The sequence below is a fragment of the Agriterribacter sp. genome, assembly GCF_035444585.1.
GTDB lineage: Bacteria > Bacteroidota > Bacteroidia > Chitinophagales > Chitinophagaceae > Agriterribacter.
In genome coordinates this window covers 26818-46800 of sequence record NZ_DAOMOZ010000002.1, presented here as the reverse complement: position 1 = coordinate 46800, position 19983 = coordinate 26818, and the positions used below count along the sequence as shown (strand labels likewise).

The window sequence follows — 19983 nt, the reverse complement described above, 5'->3', positions numbered from 1 at the left end:
AGCAATAAATATGGAGAAACGCTGCATTCGCTTGTTGTTTACAATTATACCGTTATAGCTACAGGTAACAAAATCAAATTATACTGTTTTGATCTGTGGGACTTTAAATGATTTCTTTGGCCGGCAATGAATGAGCATAGTTTTGATAAATGATAAAGGGGAACGTCCTTAATATGTTGGTTTTGAATGCATGCTTGTTAGATAAAAATTATTATGTTAAGATATTGCGTAATCAAAAATACTTTTATACCTTGCAGTCCCTTGTGATGTTGTAAAGTCTGTTTTCGGCATCAGTCTCTTTCCAATCGTCTTTTGACAAACCTGTTTCCATTTTTTTTCGTATAATAGTTAAAGAAGATCAAAGCCGTTGATTTTATCTTATAAAAGGCCAATGAAATTCTTCTACACCCAATCTCCTCCCTGGAACCTCTAAACAGTTACAAAAAACTAATATGAACCGATTCGTACGCAATTTAGTTTGGGGTTGTCTTTCGTTTTTTATGACAGGCGCGATTGTGTCAACCAGGGCGCAATCTGTTTTTAACCCCAACGATCCCGTAGTAGTTTACAATCCTTCCAACCCTCCGGCTGAACCAGCTTTTGGTCAGCCTGGTAAGTGGGTGAAGAGGAATCGGGTCAACTGGAATACATCTTCATTTAAAGCTTATATATATAAGGGAATACAATTTAGATTAAAATGGCCTAAAAATTACGACGCTTCGGGAAATACTAAATATCCCTTGTTCATCTTTTTTCATGGCAGAGGTGAATGGGGATCCAAATATGACAATGAATACCAACTATACCATGGCGGAGAACTGCATAAGAACGCGGTAGATAATGGGCAGTTCAATGGATTTCTTTTGTATCCGCAATCTACCAATCCGCAAGAAACCTGGGTTTCGGAACAGCGACAGTATATAATGGAGCTGGTAGAGGATTTTCTTATACCTCAGCTTTCTATTGACCCGTTTAGAATATCAGTTGACGGGCTTTCGGCGGGAGGGCTCGCGACCTGGAAATTTTTTCAGGCGTATCCTAGATTGGTTGCTGCCTGTTTGCCGATAAGCAATGCATCGACCAGTTTTAACAGTTTTATAATAGACAATAAGTTTACACCAATCTGGCTATTCCAGGGATCCCTGGATCAAAATCCCAAGCCGGCTTCTTCTCAATATCTTAAAGCAGTTGCAGATAATGCAGGGGCTAATTTCACTTATACAGAATATCCGAATTTAGGGCATGGTTGCTGGTATGCTGCCTGGGGAGAACCGGATTATTTTCCCTTTTTAAGTCGTGCAAACAAAGCCAATCCCTGGCCTTTATATGGCAGAACTGAATTTTGTAATACAGGACCCGGATCTATCAATACAATCATTGGTGTAACTGCGGGGTTCAACGAATATCAATGGCGGAGGAATGGTGAGTTGCTCACCGGCCTGGGAACCTCCTCTAATACGCTTACAGTGACGGATGTTGGTGTTTATTCCTGCCGTATCCGAAAAGGAACAACCTGGTCGGAATGGTCACCGATACCGGTTGAAATAAAATACAAGACAACTACTATACCACCAACTATAAAAATAAGCGGGCTGGCAAGCAGAGTGTTGCCCGCTCCGGATGGAAAAACAACAGTGAATCTGGAAGTGCCATCAGGATATGGAGCTTATAAGTGGGAAAAAGTAGGAAGCACCACTACCATTGGTACAACTAATATACTTAGTGAAGCGAACGTGGGTGATTATAAAGTTCAGGTTACAGAACAGTTTGGTTGTTCGGGGGCATTTACAGAGCCCTTTAAGGTTATTAATGCTGATGGTCCCAACAAACCGGATCCCGCAACGGGGTTGATCGTTAGTCCACTTTCCTATACTTCTTTGAAATTGAACTGGAGCAGTAATCCCAATCCGGTTTACCCTCAAACCGGATTTGAGATATATCAGGCAACACGGTCCGGAGGACCTTATCAGTTTGTAAGTCTTGTTGGCGGGGATGTATTTTCTTTTGTAAAGGAAGGACTGGTCCCTGGAGTTAAATATTATTATATCGTTAGAGCTGTTAATAATACTGCCGCTGCCCCGGTATCAAATGAAGCTTCTGCTTCTACCCAAAAGGATACCGATCCACCAACAGCTCCCGGAAACTTGCATCTAACGGGATCAACCAGGAATTATATATCTCTTGCCTGGGGTGAATCAACAGATGATGTGGGTATGGATCATTATGAGATTTATATCAATGGTGTCAAATCCTATGTTACGTCGGAGATGGAGTATACGGCATATGGTTTGGATTTTGGTAAGACATACAACTTTTTCGTTAAAGCAGTTGATATTGCCGGCAATAGGTCTGCGGCCAGCAACCAGGTAACTGCTCAACCCCTCGCTAAAGGGCTAACTTTCAAACACTACACGGATAGCTGGGATAATTTGCCGGACTTCAATTTACTTACGCCCATTTCCACCGGAGTAGTGCCCAATGTAACGCTGGCAAATGCCAGCCAGGCTGAGAATTACGCTTTCCTTTGGGAGGGATTTATCCATATCCCCACCAACGGGTATTATGTTTTTAGCAGCACTTCGGATGATGGCAGCAAGATATATCTTGATCTCAATAGCAGTCATAGCTCATCTCCTTACAATCATTCGGCAACAGCGCTTGTGAATAATGATGGGCTGCATGGCAGTCAAACGGTAAACAGTTCGCGAATTTCACTTTCGGCCGGCGTATATCCGATAGCTATTACTTTCTTCCAAAAAGGAGGTGGGGCAAACATGGAAATATCATGGAGAAGGGTTAGCCAAAATGGTTTTACCACTTTTTGGTCTGGCACAATCCCTGATTCAGCCTTTGTTGATCCTCCGACTACTCCCCCTGCGGGAAGTCTTCCTCTAAAGCCATCGGATCTGACAGCTACAGCGGTCTCTTTTAAAAGGATTGATCTTACCTGGAGCGACAATAGCAACAATGAGAAATCTTTTGAAGTTTACCGCTCTACAAATCCTTTGGAAGAGTTTGTTACAATCGGAGTATTGCCTGCAAATTCCACCAGCTTTGCAGATACATTGGCAGAGCCTTCTACGACTTATTATTATAAAATAAGAGCGACAAATCAATATGGGGAGTCTGACTTTGATAAAATCGGGCCGGGTGTAAATTATGCTTACTACGAAAGAACGGGAATGTCAGTGATACCTGATTTCACTTTTATGACACCTTTGAAAACAGGGAGGGTAAGTACATTTGGCCTTGGGATGCAGATGCGGGAGAATAATTTCGCATTGAAGTTTGAGGGCTCTATTAATATTGTTACTGGTGGAAACTACACATTCTATTTAAAGTCTGATGATGGGTCAAGATTGGATATTGATGGTGATTTGGTGGTGAATAATGATGGCGCGCATAATGCTGATAATGAAGTATCCGGGTCGGTCATGCTCACTCCCGGCACGCACTCTATCGTGGTAACATTTTTTGAAGCAACGGGGGATGAGGTATTGATTGTGAAGTATCAGAGTGCTGGGATTGACAAACAAGACATACCGGCTGATGTTTTAGGAGATGTTCTCGCAAGCGCAACAACTTTAGCTTCACCTCCCGCACCATCAGCTCCTGGTAATTTAACTGCTCTGGGAATAAGCAATTCCGCTATAAAAGTGGGATGGATAAACAGTACTACAAATGCCAATGGTATTGAGTTATTCAGATCATATAATAACAATACAGATTATGTGTTGCTGGCGGTGCTTCCTGCAAATGCAACATCCTATAACGATACGGAGTTGTACCCCAGTTCTCTATTCTATTATAAGGTAAGAGCGGTAGGTGAAGGTGGCAATTCTGCTTACAGCAATGAAAAGGATGCCAGAACTTTAGGAGTTATACCCTCTATATTGCCTATTGAGAATGTATACATGCGGTTTAACAGTACGATGAACCTGAAAGTAGAAGCAACATCGGGTTCGCCTGTGGATATTACTCTCCAGGTAAGCAATCTGCCTGCATTTGCCGTGTTTAATCAAACCGGTAATGGAAAGGGGGTAATTACTTTTAGTCCCTCTGCATCTGACGCAGACCGGACGTACACCAATATTTCTGTGACTGCATCCAATCCGCAGGGGAATGCTAAATCGATTCAGTTTAATCTTACAGTTAACGATAATTACGTGCCGCGCATTAACGCTATCCCCAATGCAACTGTCAAAGAAAAAGAAACATTGTCGGTTAATTTGTCTGCAACAGACGAAGATGCGGGTGATCAGCTGATGTGGTCTTATTCCGGACTTCCCGGTTTTGGAACGGCGGCCTCCTCAAACAGGTCGGCCGTATTAACTTTCAAACCACAGTACGGAGATGAAGGAGAATACCGTATAAAAGTATATATTAGCGACACCCGGAACGGCAAAGACACAACTTCGTTTATTCTAAAGGTTACTCATGCGGATGTGACCAATCCTAATGATGGAACGGCTCCGCTTAATCCTAAAAATGTATCAGGACTGTTTGTAGACACCTTAAACGGTGTTAAGATAACATGGGCAAATGCAGCTTACAATGCGCTCAGGAATGAAGTTTACCGGTCAACTTATATGACGGGGGGATATACCATATTGAATCCTGGCGCAACCAATAAAGATGATACGTCTTATGTGGATTACAACGTTACCGGAAATGAAACTTTTTACTATCTGGTACGGGCAGTTAATGCTAATGGTGGCTCCAATTCTTTAATAATTAGGGTAATCACACCGAACAGGGCACCCGTTATTACTGCGGAAGATAAGTATCTGAAAAGCAGTACTGTAGTTGACATGAATGTTGCAGCTACAGATGATCCCGGAGATGTAATTAAATTAACTGCCTCTAACCTCCCATCTTTTGCCACATTTGAGGATAATGGCAACGGTAACGGAATTTTTCATCTTGCTCCAACCGGTACTCATATTGGTACATATAGCGGTATAACAATTACTGCAAGCGATAACCACGGAGCCACATCTTCTAAAACGATAAAACTTATTGTTACAGATAAGTATATTACTTCTGTGTTCGTTAACTTTAACAATAAAGACTATCCGATTAGCTTTAGTCCATGGAACAGTTTTAATGTAGCGCAAGTGGGTTCAACTTCAGTCATCGCAAATACTGCAATTTCCAATCTTAAAAATGAAACCGGTGAGGCCACTACAATGAGTGTCCGGTTGCTTGATAAATGGGCGCAACACTATAGTGGAGTGGTTACAGGCAACAATTCAGGAGTATTTCCGGACAGTATTATGATGAGTGGCTATTACTTTTATACACAGGCCTCAGCTCCCCAGAAAACAATTAGGATTTCGGGGCTGAATAGCAATAAGAAATACAATATAGTCTTTTTCGGTAGCAGAAATTATTCGAAGCCTCAGGTCACCTATTTTACCGCAAATGGGCAAACTGTTTCGCTTGATGCAACCAGTAATGCTACCAATACAGCACAAATGAACAGTGTAATTCCTAATGGAAGCGGAGTTATTGATGTAGTTGTTAAGGGGGATGCAGATAAATACGCGGTAATCAATGCAATGGTTATCCACGAATATGATAATAACGTCATTTTCGCTCCTATCAATTTGAATATGACATCCAGTACAAAGAATTCTATCAATCTCTCATGGAAATACAATTCCGATAATGCAAGCGGCTTTGAAGTGTGGCGTTCGGATGCAGCCAATGGAACCTATCAGCAAATAGCAACGGTTCCGGCAAGTGTACTTACCTATACTGACAATGGATTGCTGGAAAGTACTATGTATTATTACAAAGTGAGAACATTATCGGGCGCTACATATTCCGAGTTTAGCGACTATATAAGCGCTTCAACCATTAACTACGCTATTGACATTAATTTTAATGATGGATTTGCCGGCCCCAATGAATCGGCGCCGTGGAATAATACCAATGAACTTTTAACTCCCGGCTTTACGATGAATAACCTCATTAACCGTGATAACCAGACTACGGGAATAGGAATGACGGTTTTAACTAATTTTGCCGGATTTAATATTAACGGGCCAACCACAGGAAACAATTCCGGCGTGGTACCCGACAACGTGATGCTTTCGTATTATTATATGGAATACGGGGCTTTTCCGAAGTTGAGAATTAGCGGATTAAACCAGTCAATGCGTTATAATTTTGTATTTTTCGGAAGCCGAATTAACAACGGGGCGGGACAAACAACTGCGTATACGATTGGGGAAGAAACAGTTCTTTTGAACTGTAGGGATAACACAAGCAATACGGTACAGATAAATAATGTCAAGCCGGATGCGTTTGGGAATGTTGATATTGTAATAACATCTGCACTATCTTCCGGGAATGGCTATTTAAATAGCTTAAGTATTCAGGAAACACTTTCACCTTCTTCAGAAGCTGATGGTGGCTCTTCAGGAAGAAAATCATCAGTAAACACACCAACAAATACCGCATCTGCTGAAGACACTATGCCAAGTAATGGTTCCGGTAAAACTTCTAAACAGGGAGAAATCATTATTAGCTCTTTCCCAAACCCGTTTGTCGATGATATTTTACTGAATATTTCTGTGAAGACTCCTAAACCTAAGTTACGGGTGCTATTTAGAAACTTATTGGGCGAAACACTCTATTCTACCACTTTAATGAATGTTCCTGCAGGCAAAAGCCAGTACAGATTAAATGTGAATGGACGAAGGTTAGCACCCGGAATTTATGGATTACAGGTATTAAGTTCGTCAGATATGGAAAGTGCAGCTATTAAAGTCATAAAATAAAATTCCTGTTTAACTGATTTTGAATAACAAACCATCCGTATAATTATGATAATACCCACAACATCAACAGTGGGTATTATTATAATAGATTGTCTGTGTTGTAAAAATGTATGCTCCTTACATACTTTATAAAATATGTGGGCGTTTAGTCTGGCTAAATCTTGTTTTTGATTTTGTCGGAAGCGGATTGTATACTTTTTTTAGACATCAGCATGTTAACGGATCAGCATTGACCAGGGTAATCAAAAAATGATCGTTTTCTCATAAACCAACAACTTTAACCAATTTGTCCATTTTTATGCGCGAACGTTTATTACAGTACATTTAATATTCAAAAACGTTACGATGAAAAATGGTCAAAGGATTCATGGAATTGATGCTTTACGTGCAATTGCAATGTTGTTGGGCGTGGTATTTCATGCTACGCTCGCCTACAAAGTTACCCCCCATGGTCCCGGCGTTCCGCACGACAATGAGTTCAATCACTGGTTTTTTGATCTTTTTGCTTTTTTTATTCACTCGTTCAGAATGCCTCTGTTTTTCCTGATAGCAGGATATTTTTGCCGTTTTTTGTATTATAAAATTGGTGAAAGGGAATTTGTATATCATCGGTTAAAAAGAATTGGTATACCATTCGTTGTGGGTATTTTTATAATTGTCCCATTAAGCTTAATGCCTTTAAATATGTACACATTTGTATATAAGCAAAATCTATCATGGGATTTGGCGCTTAAAAAGAGTGTAGGTAAGTTGTTTACAATAAATGGAATATTCCACCTTTGGTTCCTGTACGACCTGTTGATTTATTATAGTTGCACTGTAGTGGCTATGAGAGCAAAAAGAATTGTTTTTGTAATGAAAATATTCGAAAGACTATCAGCCTGGTGGCAAAAACTATCTTTTAATTCTATTATGTGGCCGATATTGCTAAGTGTTCCAATTTGGATAATATTATTTTTTGAGCCGGATTTGTTTGTGTTTGTAGATGTGCATATTATTCCCAGGCACTTCACTTATATTTTCTTTTACGGATATTTATTTCTTTTAGGCTGGTTATTGCATAAGCGATCGGATATCTTTACATTGTTGATACGACAGAAGGCCTTTTTTTTAGGGACGGGGTTGGCGTTATGTTTTTTACTATTTTATGCTGAATGGAATAAGGAGGTATATGCGGTGACCAGTTGGTGGTATATGGCGAAATTTTTAGCTTGTTTACAAGTGATGTTCCTTATACTGGGATCTGTAGGATTTTTTCTTTATTATTTTAATGCCGAAAGCTATTTTTGGAGGTATGTTTCCGATGCTTCTTACTGGGTTTATTTGACACATGTCTTTGTAGTGGTATGGCTACAGTTATTATTTCTAAACAGTGGGATACCCGGTCTGCTTCGTTTCCCGTTAGTTTTGCTCATTACAACTATTATTACCTTTTCGACATACCATTGGTTTGTAAGGTACACGATAATTGGTAATATTTTGAACGGTAAAAGGAATCGCAATAAATCCCGTTGAGTATAAAATTCTTATTTTTTTCAACCTTTGATCTTTTATGAAAGCAGATAATCGGTATGTGCCCTTTTTGGATGGGTTTAGGGGGTATGCAATTTTATTGGTCATCATAGGTCATCTTTATCGAGACCTCATTAAAGTGGCTCTTTTAGGAGTGACATTGTTTTTCTTTGTTAGTGGGTTTTTGATTACTAAGCTATTGATTGCTGAGCACCGTAAGAGACATACGATTTTATTAAAAGAGTTCTATCTTAGACGTGTGTTCCGGCTTTATCCGGCTTTATTATTCTTCCTTCTGATTACCATTGCATTCATTTTGTTATCTGGCCAAAGCATTCTTGTCCCGGATATCATGTCGGGGCTGTTTTATTTCACTAATTATTATCTGGTTTATTTTAAACCGGTATTGCAATCTGTCACTTATCCTTTGGTGTCTGAAATTTTATGGTCACTTTCGGTTGAAGAGCATTTTTATTTATTTTTCCCGGTTTTGTTTCTAATGTTTTTCAGCGATGGCAATAATAAACTGCTTTATGTTCTTGGAATGCTGCTGATCTTATTTTTGTTTTCCCGGGTTATTACATTTTTCCAAGGCGCCGATCTATCAGAAGTTCGCAAGATCATTTATTACACCACACACAACAGAGGTGACTCGATTTTATTTGGTTGTGTATCAGCATTGCTCATATACAGGTATAATGCAAAATTTTATATTAAATATCTTAGTTCAGGATGGCTGTTTATTTCCGCTCTGGTATTATTGGGTTTAATTGAAATTGTCCCGTCACAACTGTTTCAAAATACTTTTAAATATTCTTTTCAGGGAATAGCATTCTCCATAATTGTACCTTCTTTCTTGTTTGGAAATTCGGGGAACGGCATTAGAAAGTGCTTAGAAGGAAAAGTTATCGTATTTGTTGGAAAACTCAGTTACTCATTGTATCTTTTTCATTGGCTTGCAATTAAAATTATTACATTCTATGTACCTCAAAAGGGGCTTATAGCTAATCTGTTTATTGTTGTTCTTTCACTGATACTTGCTCTGCTATCATATTATAGTGTGGAAAGGCCTTTTCTGTCACTTCGGCGAAAATTTGGCTCACATGCAAAATGATAAAGTATTCGGGTCTAAGTAGATAGTTAAAACATAGATCGCTCACTTCGCTATTGAGCCTTATCTTTATCCTCATGATCAGCGTTTATCCCGATACAGATGAAATGATCTCATTATTCCCTCTTTTTGCTGAGATCATCATCCCTCTCGCGCTGCCAAAAAACTATACCTGGCGAATACCCCAACATTTAAAAGATAAAGCAAAAACAGGCTGCCGTGTAGAAGTTACGCTGGGAAAAAATAAAAAATATGCAGGCATTATTAAACGGTTGCATAAAAGTAAACCCGTTGCCTTTGAACCCAAGGATATTTTGAATGTGCTGGATGCAGAGCCCATCGTGTTTGAGCAGCAGATGAGGTTGTGGGAATGGATAGCACAATATTATATGTGCAGCGAGGGTGAAGTGATGGCCGCTGCGCTCCCTTCATATTTTAAGCTAAGCAGTGAAACCATTTTAATATGCAATGAAGAATACGGCGACGATTTTTCTGACCTCGACAATGATGAGTATGTTGTTGCCGAGGCGCTCCATATAAAAAAGGAATTGCGACTCACGGAAGTACAACACTTGCTCGACTCTTCGCATATATACCCGGTAATTAAAAGATTAATTGAAAAGAAAGTATGCTTTGTATGGGAAGCCCTCAAGGATTCTTATAATGTAAAAAAAGAAACCTACGTTATTCTCAATCCTGTATATGAAGATGAAAATACGCTGGCCGGTCTGATGAACAATTGGGGACGGGCGGCCAGGCAACTGGAGCTGCTCCTCAGCTACCTCCATCTTATAAAAACGGAAGGGGAGGTTACCAAAGCGGCCCTGCTTAAAAAAGCCGGCGCATCGGATGCACAATTGAAAGGGCTGGTTGAAAAAGATATTTTATGGCTTGAAAAGCGGGCCGTTGACCGCTTGCGTTATCTGCCGCTTCATATTAACGTGGATTTTAGTTTGACTGCTGCGCAGCAGGAAGCATATGAAAAATTGAATGCGCTCTTTGCAGAAAAACAGGTTTGTCTGCTACACGGCATCACCTCAAGCGGGAAAACCCAGATCTATATAAAAACAATAGAGCAATACGTTCGCCGGGACAAGCAGGTGCTTTATCTTCTGCCGGAAATTGCACTCACCTCCCAGATCATACGGCGCCTGCAAAAACATTTTGGCGGGTATATCGGGATTTACCATAGTAAATTCAGCCAGAACGAAAGAATAGAAATATGGAATAAGATCAAAAGCGGGGAACTGAAGATCATACTGGGTGCACGATCTTCTCTTTTTCTTCCGTTTACGAATCTTGGTTTAATTGTGGTAGATGAAGAACATGATGCATCCTTTAAGCAGCACGACCCGGCACCCAGGTATAATGCGAGAGACAGTGCAGTATATTACGCCGGGCTTTTTGAAGCAAAAATTTTGTTAGGCAGTGCAACGCCATCTGTTGAGAGCTATTTTAATGCATTACAGGGTAAATATGGCTTGGTAGAGTTGAACGAAAGGTATGGAGGAATGGATCTCCCCGGAATTAAAATTATAGACACAAAACAAATTGTAAGAAAGGACAAATCCAAAATTATCCTTTCGCCACAATTAAAGGAGGCGATAGAAAAAGCATTGGAGAAAGACAGGCAGGTTATACTGTTTCAAAACCGCAGAGGGTATTCACCCTACCAGATTTGCGCTGCCTGCGGATGGATACCGCAATGCCGGCACTGCGATGTCAGCCTTACTTATCATAAGCTCAGCAACAAGCTGGTTTGTCATTATTGCGGAACAGTATACCCGAATGTAACTGCGTGCGCCGCATGCGGCAGCTATACTTTTGTGCAACGTAATTTTGGGACAGAAAAAATTGAAGAACACCTGGAAGAGGTGTTTCCGAAAGCCAGAATAGCAAGGATGGATATTGACAGTGTGCGGGGCAAACATGCACATGATGGTCTTATACAATTGTTTGAGCAGAAACGAATAGATATTCTTGTGGGCACCCAAATGGTGGTAAAGGGATTGGATTTTGAACATGTTGGTATTGTTGGTATCCTGGATGCCGACAGTGTTTTAAGTTTTGCCGATTTCAGGGTAAATGAACGGGCATTTCAGTTGATGGAACAGGTAAGCGGCCGTGCGGGCAGAAAAAACGAAAAGGGCAGCGTATTGATCCAGGTGGCCAATACCCGGCATCCGGTGCTTCATTTTGTACAACAGCACGATTATGCTGCATTTTTCAGGTATGAGACAGAAGGCCGCGAGCGATTTTTTTATCCCCCGTACTCACGTATTATACTTATTACATTCCGGCATAAGATAAAAGAGCGGGCTTCGGAAGCGGCTCAATATTTTGCCATGGAACTACAAAAGGAGCTTGGAAAATATATGGTTGGACCGGCTGAGCCTCCTGTTAACCGGGTGCGGAATCAATACCTGATGGAGTTGTTGTTAAAAATTCCAAAAGATACGATTTTGCTCAATCGTTGTAAGGCTATTTTAAAAGATCAGATAGGACTGCTGCATCAAAACAAAAAATTCAGAAGTGTGGTAATAATACCCAATGCAGATCCGCTGTAATTCATAATTTAATTCTCCCCGGCTGATCCGGATTTTTTTTCACAGCATATCAGGCAACAATTATTTGTGGGTTTATATTTTATTGACGAATGTTTTAAAATTTAATAACAAAGGATCAAACCTGCGTTTTATGCCTGCGCTACTATGGTTGTAAACCCACTTCCAGTCAATTAAAAAGAAGCATATTATCTGGTAATTGACAAATGGCAGGTTCATTAAAACACCAATTGACTTATGCATCAAGATTGCTCCAAGTAAATAAAGTATCCTCGGCCAACCGCCTAACAAAAGAATAAAGCCAGATAGTTCAAAAATTACTGTTAGTACAGATACGCCGGAAATCAGGTATTTGTTTGAGGCGATCCTGTAACCCAGTTCTCTCCAGAAATCGCTTCTTTGCCGGTTACCATACGAATAACTGTAAACACCGAAGCCATCTTTCCATTTTTCTTTTTCGGAAACATTGGGTGGAGAGATATACATAGGCTTATCACCTGGTGTATACGGACTGGCACTTCCGTCAAGATAATGGGTTAATGTTTGCCCGTCAAGCCACTTCCAGCCTCCGTACCTGATTTTGGAAAGTCCGGCTGTAAAATACGTACATGCCAATATGATAATAATTAGTTTTACTCCCCATACAGGTACCGATGGGCCAATAAGTGCATCGAAAAGCTGTGCTTTTTTATGTTTTATTTTTTTATAAAACCATTTTATAACATTCCAAAGAGAAAAACTTGTTGAACCCGGAGCAACAGCTAATATAAGTATAACCTGGGTAGCGAGGCTTGCTTCGTGATCAAAAAATCCCCTGGAAGATAGAATGTCCGAAATGTAAATAGTGAGTATTCCAAAAATCAGTAATGCAGGGCGGGTAAAAATCCCAACCAATGCACAGAGAGCGATAGCATAATATAGTATGGCAAAGGAAAAGGCATACCCCTGGGGCAGAGGAAAAGGCAGATGAAGAAATTTTATAAAAAAGCCAGGCGTATGCAACACATCAAATTCTTTATCAATGTAAGTAACGTCTTGCATGAACCGGTAAACCCGGAAACTTTGAAGCATACTGTAGGCCACCAGCACAATGCGCATCAATCCGAGATTGTGATATCGGGTTGAGGCGAAAAAAAAACAATTCAATCTTCCAATAAATCTGGAAATTATTGATTGGCTTTCCATGTTGAAATAAAATTTTTAGAAATAACATTGTACTCGCCAACAATGTGACTGTCTTTTAAATCATACTGCCGGTTGTATTGATCGATTTCCAGGCGGATGGTTTGAATACCGGAAGTATCTTTATTGAGAAATTTAAAATATGCAGAAAAAAAGCGACTCATCCGTTGTTCAAATCTTTCCCGGGAATCATTCTGATAATATCCAAAGCAGGAGTTTTTTTCTGCCGAACCGTATATTTTGAAGAACAGACGCTGGGTGCGAAAATATAATGGAGATTCAGTTTGGGAATAAGTTAAAGAAGGGTAAAGTATTTTTTGACCATTTCCATTATCGCCGATAAATTTAAAATCGTAAAAATATGTTTTGGGGCCTATATAGTGCCCAAACATCGGAGCTTGTGTAAATGGAAATGATTCACGCCCTTTGAATATTACATACAGATTAGGAATGATTAAAGAAACAATAACGATTCCTGCAAAAAATTTTTGAGACGCTTTCATAATCAAGGGCTAAAAACGTATTATCTCATGTTTTAAATTTAGAATAATTACAGTAATAATAACCAATTTTTTGATCATTTTATAGATGAACCGGTACTACGATAAAAAAGTATTGCGGGAACTGAAGCTGTGGCAATACCGGATGTTGGCCAACCCGTCTTTCTTTGACCGCCTTTCAAAGCGTTTTCAGAATAAGATGAACAGTTTTATTCCTGAAAAAATACACCGGGCCATTACGGTTACCATTAAACAAATGGTACGGGGTGTTCTGTATGGCGCAAATATCACAACTGCCAAATTTAATAAAGATGTATCCCTTCAGGTAAGAGACGCTCTAGCAGAAGAAAAAATACGGCTGTACCAGAAAACAGCCGCTGCTGAAGGTGGAATTACAGGAGCTGGTGGAATTTTATCAGGACTGGCTGATTTCCCGTTGCTTATAGGGATAAAATTCAAGCTTCTTTTTGAGCTGGCTACTATTTATGGCTATGATCTTAAGGATTATAAAGAACGGCTCTATATCCTGTATATTTTTCAACTGGCTTTTTCCAGCCCGCAGCATCGTAAAAACATATACCAGCGGATGGTAAGTTGGAAAGAACAACGGGAGCATTTGCCCGAAGACATCCATGAGTTCAACTGGCGAAGCTTTCAGCAGGAGTATCGTGATTATATTGACATCGCCAAAATGGCTCAGCTGGTGCCTGTTATTGGTGCACCGGTTGGGGCAATTGTTAATTACAGGCTCATTAAAAAACTGGGTATCACCGCTGTCAATGCCTACAGGATGCGCGCTGTCGAATTTCCGGGAAAACCGGGGGATGAACCAACCGGCTGACCAGCTCAGATTAACTAATCAGCCATTACTTCAATTGTAGCTCCTATACCTCTTTCGGTAATGGCGTCGCACTGGGGCTTAAGCTCATCGTATTCGCCCTGTTTCACCCCGTATTTTCCTTTAAAATGTATAATATACGCGCATTGTTCTGCCTGTTCATGGCTGTGTCCGCAAACTTCCTGCAGTGTTTCGATAACCCATTCAAACGTATTAACCTCATCATTCCATACAATAAGCTGGTATGGCTTTTCGGTTAAAACCAGGGTTTCTTTGTCTTCTGCTGTTGATGTGTACCCTGCCGGCATTGTTAGTTATTTTTCTTTTCAAAATTAGCATTTACCAGCAATTTGCAATCGCATTCGTTAAAAACAATAAATTGCCTTCTAAAAACCAATATATAACCGGTATAGTATTGACATTGGATACATTGTTAAATACTCCACCAACATTTGTATTTTTGAAATGTTTCCGGGCAATAACCGGCAAAAGACCCTCATTATGACGATGTTGAATGGTTTTACTTTTCCACTGAACGACCCGATCCCCATTTTTGTGATCGTATTGTTTATTATTTTACTGGCGCCTATTTTACTCCGGAAATTACGCATACCCAGCATTATTGGCTTAATACTGGCAGGTATGGCGATCGGCGACCATGGTTTTAACCTGGTTACCAGTGGCAGCATAGACCTGTTTGGCAAAGCGGGATTGCTGTATATCATGTTTCTTGCCGGACTGGAGCTGGATATGGCCGAATTTAAAAAAAACCGGTATAAGAGTATGGTTTTCGGCTTTTTTACATTTGTCATTCCGCTAAGCCTGGGATTCGTTTTATGCTATTACCTGCTGCATTTTAATTTTATGGCTTCATTGCTGGTGTCCAGCATGTTTGCCACTCATACGCTCGTGGCCTATCCCCTGGCCAGCCGCATGGGAATTGCTAAAAATGAGGCTGTAACGATTACGGTGGGGGGAACTATCATTACCGATACGGCAGTGTTGCTGATCCTTGCCGTAATAACCGGATCTATTGAAGGTGATTTGAACCAGCAGTTCTGGCTTAAACTCGGCTTTTCTTTCCTGTTATTTTCTCTGGCGGTGCTTGCAGGATTCCCTTTTGTAGGCCGCTGGTTTTTTAAGAAGATCAAGGATGATCAAACCACACATTTCATATTTGTATTTGCCATGGTCTTTCTCGGGGCATTTTTTGCTGAGTTAGCCGGTGTTGAAGGCATTATCGGGGCTTTTCTTGCCGGACTGGCATTGAATCAATTGATACCTCATACTTCGCCATTAATGAACCGGATTGAATTTGCGGGCAACGCTTTATTCATACCATTTTTTTTAATAAGCGTGGGCATGCTGGTAGATCTGAAGGTTTTGCTGAAAGGAAACCAGGCGCTTATCGTAGCCGGAACCCTCACTGTTATGGCACTTTCCACCAAATGGATCGCGGCGTTCATCACCCAAAAAATATTCAGGTATTCTGCAGCACAGCGCAATGTAATGTTCGGGTTAAGTACTTCCCATGCAGCAGCTACCATAGCAGTGATCCTTATTGGGTATAATATGGAGATCATTGATGAGCATGTTTTGAATGCTACCATTATCCTGATACTGGTAACCTGTATGGTGGGCTCCTTTGTTACTGCCAATGCAGGTAAAAGGCTGGTAGTTGAGGAATCCAACAGCGTTCCGGATATAATAAATATCCAGGAACGCATGCTTATTCCTGTTAATGATTCAAATCAAACGGACAGTTTACTGGATTTTGCCGTAATGATGAACGCTTCGCAGAAAAAGATCCCTGTATACATGCTTAGCGTAATGCAGGATGAGGACAGGCTAAAGGAAAAGGTAGTATTGAACAATAAGAATCTTGAAAAGGCAATAAAGCATGGCGCCGAAACAGATACAAAAGTGCAGGCAGTTACCAGGGTTGATCTGAATATGGCCGATGGCATCAGGCGGGCGGTAAAAGAATTGCTCATATCCGATGTGGTGATGGACTGGCCTGATAAAAGCAGCACCGCTACCGGATTCCTGTTCAATTCATTATTTGGTACAACAACGCAGAATGTTCTGAATGGTGTATGGGAAACGGTTTTCGTATGCCGCTTCCGTTACCCTCTTAATGCAACAGCCAAAATAATTTTGGTGCTAACCAAAAATGCAGAGTACGAAATAGGCTTTCAGCATTGGGTAAAAAGAGTTGTTGCATTGTCGAAGCAGGCAGGCGCCCGTATGCAGGTATGCTGTACCGCTGATACACAAAAAGCTTTTGCCGGAGAACTTGATAAAAGCAAGGTGAGTGCAGAAATTTCATACCACCCTTTTGAAGATGTGGAAGATTTTCTTGTGCTGGCGAGAGAGATCCGCAGCAATGATCTTATTATAGCCGTTAGTGCAAGAAAAGGAACAGTTTCCTACCATTCTTATATGGAAACGATGCCTTCAAAATTGCTGAAGCATTTTGAAAAGAATAACCTCATACTTTTATATCCCGAACAACGACAGTCGGAGTATCTGGAAACAGGTGTACAGCCCGAAGACCTTGTACTTACACCGATACAGGATCAGATAGATAACTTAAATAAACTGGGCAGAGCTGTAAAAAGGATCATCAGGAGGAAGCAAAGGTAACCGGTGATTGGAGTGGGGTAGCTTGGATATTGAATGTATTTTGTGTAATTTACATATAAAAAAAGTCGGTTAGAAACAATTTTAAACGCGCCTGTATGATGTTTCAAAAATAATATTTATCATTGTTTGCCTTTGCTTAATAAATTTGATGTCATCATATGAATTTACAACCTGTTCAGCGAGTAGAAGGTTTAACAAAGCAGGAGTTTACTGAAAAGTTTGTGAAAACAAAAACTCCGGTTATTCTTAAAGATTTTATTAAGGGAAGTCCCGCTATAGATCTTTGGAATTATGACTATTTTAAAGCAGTAGCGGGCGATCTTATCGTGCCTGTGCACGGCAGCGAGAACGCTCATCCCGATATGGTACACAGCGCTCCAATGGCTAAAATGAAATTCAGTGAATACCTGGATCTTATCCAACGCGAACCTACGGAATCGCGGTTGTTCCTCTTTAACCTGTTAATAGAAAAACCCGAAATAAGGAAACAGTTGGTATTTAATAAAGTTGCCGACAATATTCTTACATGGTTGCCACTTATGTTCTTTGGCGGCGGTGGTTCCAGTACCCGGAATCATTTTGATATTGATATGTCTCATGTTTTTCTCACCCAGTTTCACGGCGAGAAGAAAGTGACCTTATTTTCCAATAACAATTCTCCGCTGCTGTATAAACTGCCTTATAATTTTCATGGTATCGGAGACATGAAAAATATGGATTTTAAGAAATTTCCTGCTTTAAAATATGCTACCGGATGGGAGTGTGTAATACATTTTGGCGAAACCATATTTATGCCCGCCGGTTACTGGCATTATATACAATATCTAACGGGGGGATATTCGGTAAGCGTACGCGCCTTGTCTTCGGCCCGCGACAGGGTTACAGGTTTCAGTAACCTTGTGTTTACCCGTAATTTTGATAATGCCATGAGAAAGCTGCTGAAGGACAAGTGGTATAATTATAAGGTAAAGGAAGCATACAACAGGGCCGAGAAAGCCATTCAGCGGCTGGAGCAATATAATAGCAACGTCTAACTGCTCAAAATTCTACGATCGCATATGCTTTGTTGTCTACATACGGCCCGCCGGGATGACGGGCAGTGTAATCAAGATTGATCCAGAAATTGCCCCCTTCTTCGCGGTAATAAAGTCCCGTAAAGTTTTCTGCGGCAAATAAATGGGTGATGGCTTCCTGCATTTCTGTAAAATTTTTTTTATCGCCGCAGTATAACTCCGGATATACATGATTTTCTGTCAGCACCATTCTGCATTTTGCCCCAATGGCTTTAAGAGCAGAGATCATCATGATCGTATGATCATCACAATCGCCCCCCATGCCGTTCTCAATGGTTTCCCTGGCAGAAGCGAAATATTCATCCCTGTTGGGATCTGCCACATATTTGAAATTATTATTGATATACTTGAACAGGGAAAGGTACCTTACTTTTGGTCCGTATTTTTTATGGTAATCATCGAAATATTGTATCGAGTGCTTTACGGCAAAATTCCTCGTAACCGAATCCCTGGGATTGATCTTCGATTTTAATCCCTTCACTGCTTTTTCCACGCCCGTATCAAATATGTCGGGCTTAATGAGATACAAGTCTTTCTCTTTGTTATCTCTTATATCCCAGCTTTTTACCACCAGATTTTTATAATCAAGGATCATATTGCCAAGGTTGTAGCCTTCGGTAAACTGACTGTACACAACAAATCCTGCTATTAAAATAAATGCGGGGATGATCAGCGGTCTGAATATCCATAAAATGGCTCTTACCAGAAAAAAAGCGGCGATGATGGATATCAACAGATCTACATTCCAGTAACCTATGATAACCGGAGGAATAAAGCGGTTGATCAGGGGCGCCAAAGGAAGTATAGTCAACAATCCTATGGTGTTTAATACCAGGCTTCTCGCAAAAAAATGTGTATTTTTTTCACTCATTGCTGTAATAATAACGCAAATTAGGCAGGAACTTATTATACAGCTTGTTAAAAAACGGATGATAAAGATATGCACATTGTTGATGGCAGCTTACAGCAAGTTTCTTCCCCGGCTTTATTCATTCAGGTAGGCACAGACCGGTTTCAAAATGAAATTGTATTAATTTCGGATATAATAGATGAAGCATAGCAGATCCCGGTAATGGTAAGCTGTTCTCCCCCTAAGGTGCAGGACGGTTTTGCAAAAGAAGCTGTTTACCTTTAAGACATCATTAACGATCCCTTGGGTTATTATGCCTGCCCATAATGTACATAGCGATACCAAACTGCTGCAGTCGTTGAAGTCTGGCGACCAGTCTGCATTTACAACCCTCTACGAACGGTATGCAATATCGTTAACAGGCTATGCCGCCTCCAGGTTGGCTTCTCTCGAGGAAGCCCGTGACATCATACACGATCTTTTTGTATATATCTGGGAAGAGAGGGGCAGTATTACCATCACAATTTCTTTCAAATCGTTTCTTTTTGCTGCTGTCCGGTATCGCATCATTGATCATATCCGCAAAAATATAACACGCCGTGAGTATGCGGAGATGGCACAGCAGCTTACCGATGATTTTATCAGCAGTGCGGAAGATGAACTGGCTGCTAAAAATCTTAATCAAACGCTGGAACTTGCAGTAAACGACCTTCCTTCCCGTACCAAAGAAGTTTATCGGTTGAGCCGTCATGGACAATTGGCTGTGAAAGAAATTGCGTGCCGGCTTCATCTTTCTGAACAAACCGTAAAAAACCAGCTTACCACTGCACTTAGTTATTTACGTGCTTCATTGGAAAGGCTGGCGGTATTGGCAATGATATTATTATTGCATTAATGTAATGATATTATTATTTTTTAT

The 19983-nt window shown here is 40.5% G+C and carries 12 protein-coding genes; 8 read left to right on the top strand and 4 right to left on the bottom strand.

What is annotated here, in order from left to right; all coding sequences use genetic code 11:
• Positions 1 to 452 precede the first annotated feature (452 nt).
• From PLH26_RS00430 to priA, 4 genes are all read left to right on the top strand, one after another.
• The gene (locus tag PLH26_RS00430; protein WP_324583993.1) at positions 453 to 6788 is read left to right on the top strand and encodes a fibronectin type III domain-containing protein; all 6336 of its coding nucleotides are present in this window, start codon (positions 453 to 455) and stop codon (positions 6786 to 6788) included.
• 345 nt (positions 6789 to 7133) lie between these two features.
• On the top strand, positions 7134 to 8303 hold the full coding sequence (locus tag PLH26_RS00425) for an acyltransferase family protein (RefSeq protein ID WP_324583992.1): 1170 nt from the start codon (positions 7134 to 7136) through the stop codon (positions 8301 to 8303).
• Between the two features lie 37 nt (positions 8304 to 8340).
• Positions 8341 to 9414: an acyltransferase family protein gene (locus tag PLH26_RS00420; protein ID WP_324583991.1), complete on the top strand. Its 1074-nt coding sequence runs from the start codon at positions 8341 to 8343 to the stop codon at positions 9412 to 9414.
• Positions 9415 to 9488: 74 nt separating this feature from the next.
• Complete coding sequence (priA, locus tag PLH26_RS00415; RefSeq protein ID WP_324583990.1) at positions 9489 to 11978, top strand: replication restart helicase PriA; 2490 nt, start codon at positions 9489 to 9491, stop codon at positions 11976 to 11978.
• 72 nt (positions 11979 to 12050) lie between these two features.
• Here priA and PLH26_RS00410 read toward each other — a convergent pair whose 3' ends face one another.
• A complete protein-coding gene (locus tag PLH26_RS00410) occupies positions 12051 to 13073 on the bottom strand; it encodes an HTTM domain-containing protein (protein WP_324583989.1) in 1023 nt (340 codons plus the stop codon).
• Between the two features lie 68 nt (positions 13074 to 13141).
• Entirely contained in the window at positions 13142 to 13660 is a 519-nt protein-coding gene (locus PLH26_RS00405) for a hypothetical protein (protein ID WP_324583988.1), read from the bottom strand.
• An 85-nt stretch (positions 13661 to 13745) separates the two neighbouring features.
• Between PLH26_RS00405 and PLH26_RS00400 the strand changes: the two genes are divergently transcribed.
• Positions 13746 to 14498 (top strand): EcsC family protein, encoded by a 753-nt coding sequence (locus PLH26_RS00400; RefSeq protein WP_324583987.1) that lies wholly within the window; start codon positions 13746 to 13748, stop codon positions 14496 to 14498.
• A gap of 14 nt (positions 14499 to 14512) precedes the next feature.
• Here the strand turns inward: PLH26_RS00400 and PLH26_RS00395 are convergent, their stop codons facing one another.
• Positions 14513 to 14803 (bottom strand): ATP-dependent Clp protease adaptor ClpS, encoded by a 291-nt coding sequence (locus PLH26_RS00395; RefSeq protein ID WP_324583986.1) that lies wholly within the window; start codon positions 14801 to 14803, stop codon positions 14513 to 14515.
• 193 nt (positions 14804 to 14996) lie between these two features.
• Here PLH26_RS00395 and PLH26_RS00390 point away from each other — a divergent pair, with 193 nt between their 5' ends.
• Both PLH26_RS00390 and PLH26_RS00385 read left to right on the top strand, forming a co-directional pair.
• Positions 14997 to 17141, top strand: a complete 2145-nt coding sequence (locus PLH26_RS00390; protein WP_324583985.1) for a cation:proton antiporter domain-containing protein — start codon at positions 14997 to 14999, stop codon at positions 17139 to 17141.
• A gap of 158 nt (positions 17142 to 17299) precedes the next feature.
• The gene (locus tag PLH26_RS00385) at positions 17300 to 18175 is read left to right on the top strand and encodes a cupin-like domain-containing protein (RefSeq protein ID WP_324583984.1); all 876 of its coding nucleotides are present in this window, start codon (positions 17300 to 17302) and stop codon (positions 18173 to 18175) included.
• A 4-nt stretch (positions 18176 to 18179) separates the two neighbouring features.
• On the opposite strand, the gene PLH26_RS00380 is transcribed toward PLH26_RS00385, so the two are convergent.
• On the bottom strand, positions 18180 to 19085 hold the full coding sequence (locus PLH26_RS00380; RefSeq protein ID WP_324583983.1) for a transglutaminase domain-containing protein: 906 nt from the start codon (positions 19083 to 19085) through the stop codon (positions 18180 to 18182).
• Positions 19086 to 19377: 292 nt separating this feature from the next.
• On the opposite strand from PLH26_RS00380, the gene PLH26_RS00375 reads away from it, so the two are divergent.
• Positions 19378 to 19959, top strand: coding sequence for an RNA polymerase sigma factor (locus PLH26_RS00375; RefSeq protein WP_324583982.1), 582 nt, complete (start codon positions 19378 to 19380; stop codon positions 19957 to 19959).
• Positions 19960 to 19983 lie beyond the last annotated feature (24 nt).

What these genes read in the sequence shown, in the direction of transcription:
- PLH26_RS00405 (WP_324583988.1), bottom strand. Translation starts at nt 13,660, where the DNA reads ATGAAAGCGTCTCAAAAATTTTTTGCAGGAATCGTTATTGTTTCTTTA.
- PLH26_RS00410 (WP_324583989.1), bottom strand. Translation starts at nt 13,073, where the DNA reads ATGCGCATTGTGCTGGTGGCCTACAGTATGCTTCAAAGTTTCCGGGTT.
- PLH26_RS00425 (WP_324583992.1), top strand. Translation starts at nt 7,134, where the DNA reads ATGAAAAATGGTCAAAGGATTCATGGAATTGATGCTTTACGTGCAATT.
- PLH26_RS00420 (WP_324583991.1), top strand. Translation starts at nt 8,341, where the DNA reads ATGAAAGCAGATAATCGGTATGTGCCCTTTTTGGATGGGTTTAGGGGG.
- PLH26_RS00430 (WP_324583993.1), top strand. Translation starts at nt 453, where the DNA reads ATGAACCGATTCGTACGCAATTTAGTTTGGGGTTGTCTTTCGTTTTTT.
- PLH26_RS00400 (WP_324583987.1), top strand. Translation starts at nt 13,746, where the DNA reads ATGAACCGGTACTACGATAAAAAAGTATTGCGGGAACTGAAGCTGTGG.
- PLH26_RS00390 (WP_324583985.1), top strand. Translation starts at nt 14,997, where the DNA reads ATGACGATGTTGAATGGTTTTACTTTTCCACTGAACGACCCGATCCCC.
- priA (WP_324583990.1), top strand. Translation starts at nt 9,489, where the DNA reads ATGATCAGCGTTTATCCCGATACAGATGAAATGATCTCATTATTCCCT.
- PLH26_RS00380 (WP_324583983.1), bottom strand. Translation starts at nt 19,085, where the DNA reads ATGAGTGAAAAAAATACACATTTTTTTGCGAGAAGCCTGGTATTAAAC.
- PLH26_RS00385 (WP_324583984.1), top strand. Translation starts at nt 17,300, where the DNA reads ATGAATTTACAACCTGTTCAGCGAGTAGAAGGTTTAACAAAGCAGGAG.
- PLH26_RS00375 (WP_324583982.1), top strand. Translation starts at nt 19,378, where the DNA reads ATGCCTGCCCATAATGTACATAGCGATACCAAACTGCTGCAGTCGTTG.
- PLH26_RS00395 (WP_324583986.1), bottom strand. Translation starts at nt 14,803, where the DNA reads ATGCCGGCAGGGTACACATCAACAGCAGAAGACAAAGAAACCCTGGTT.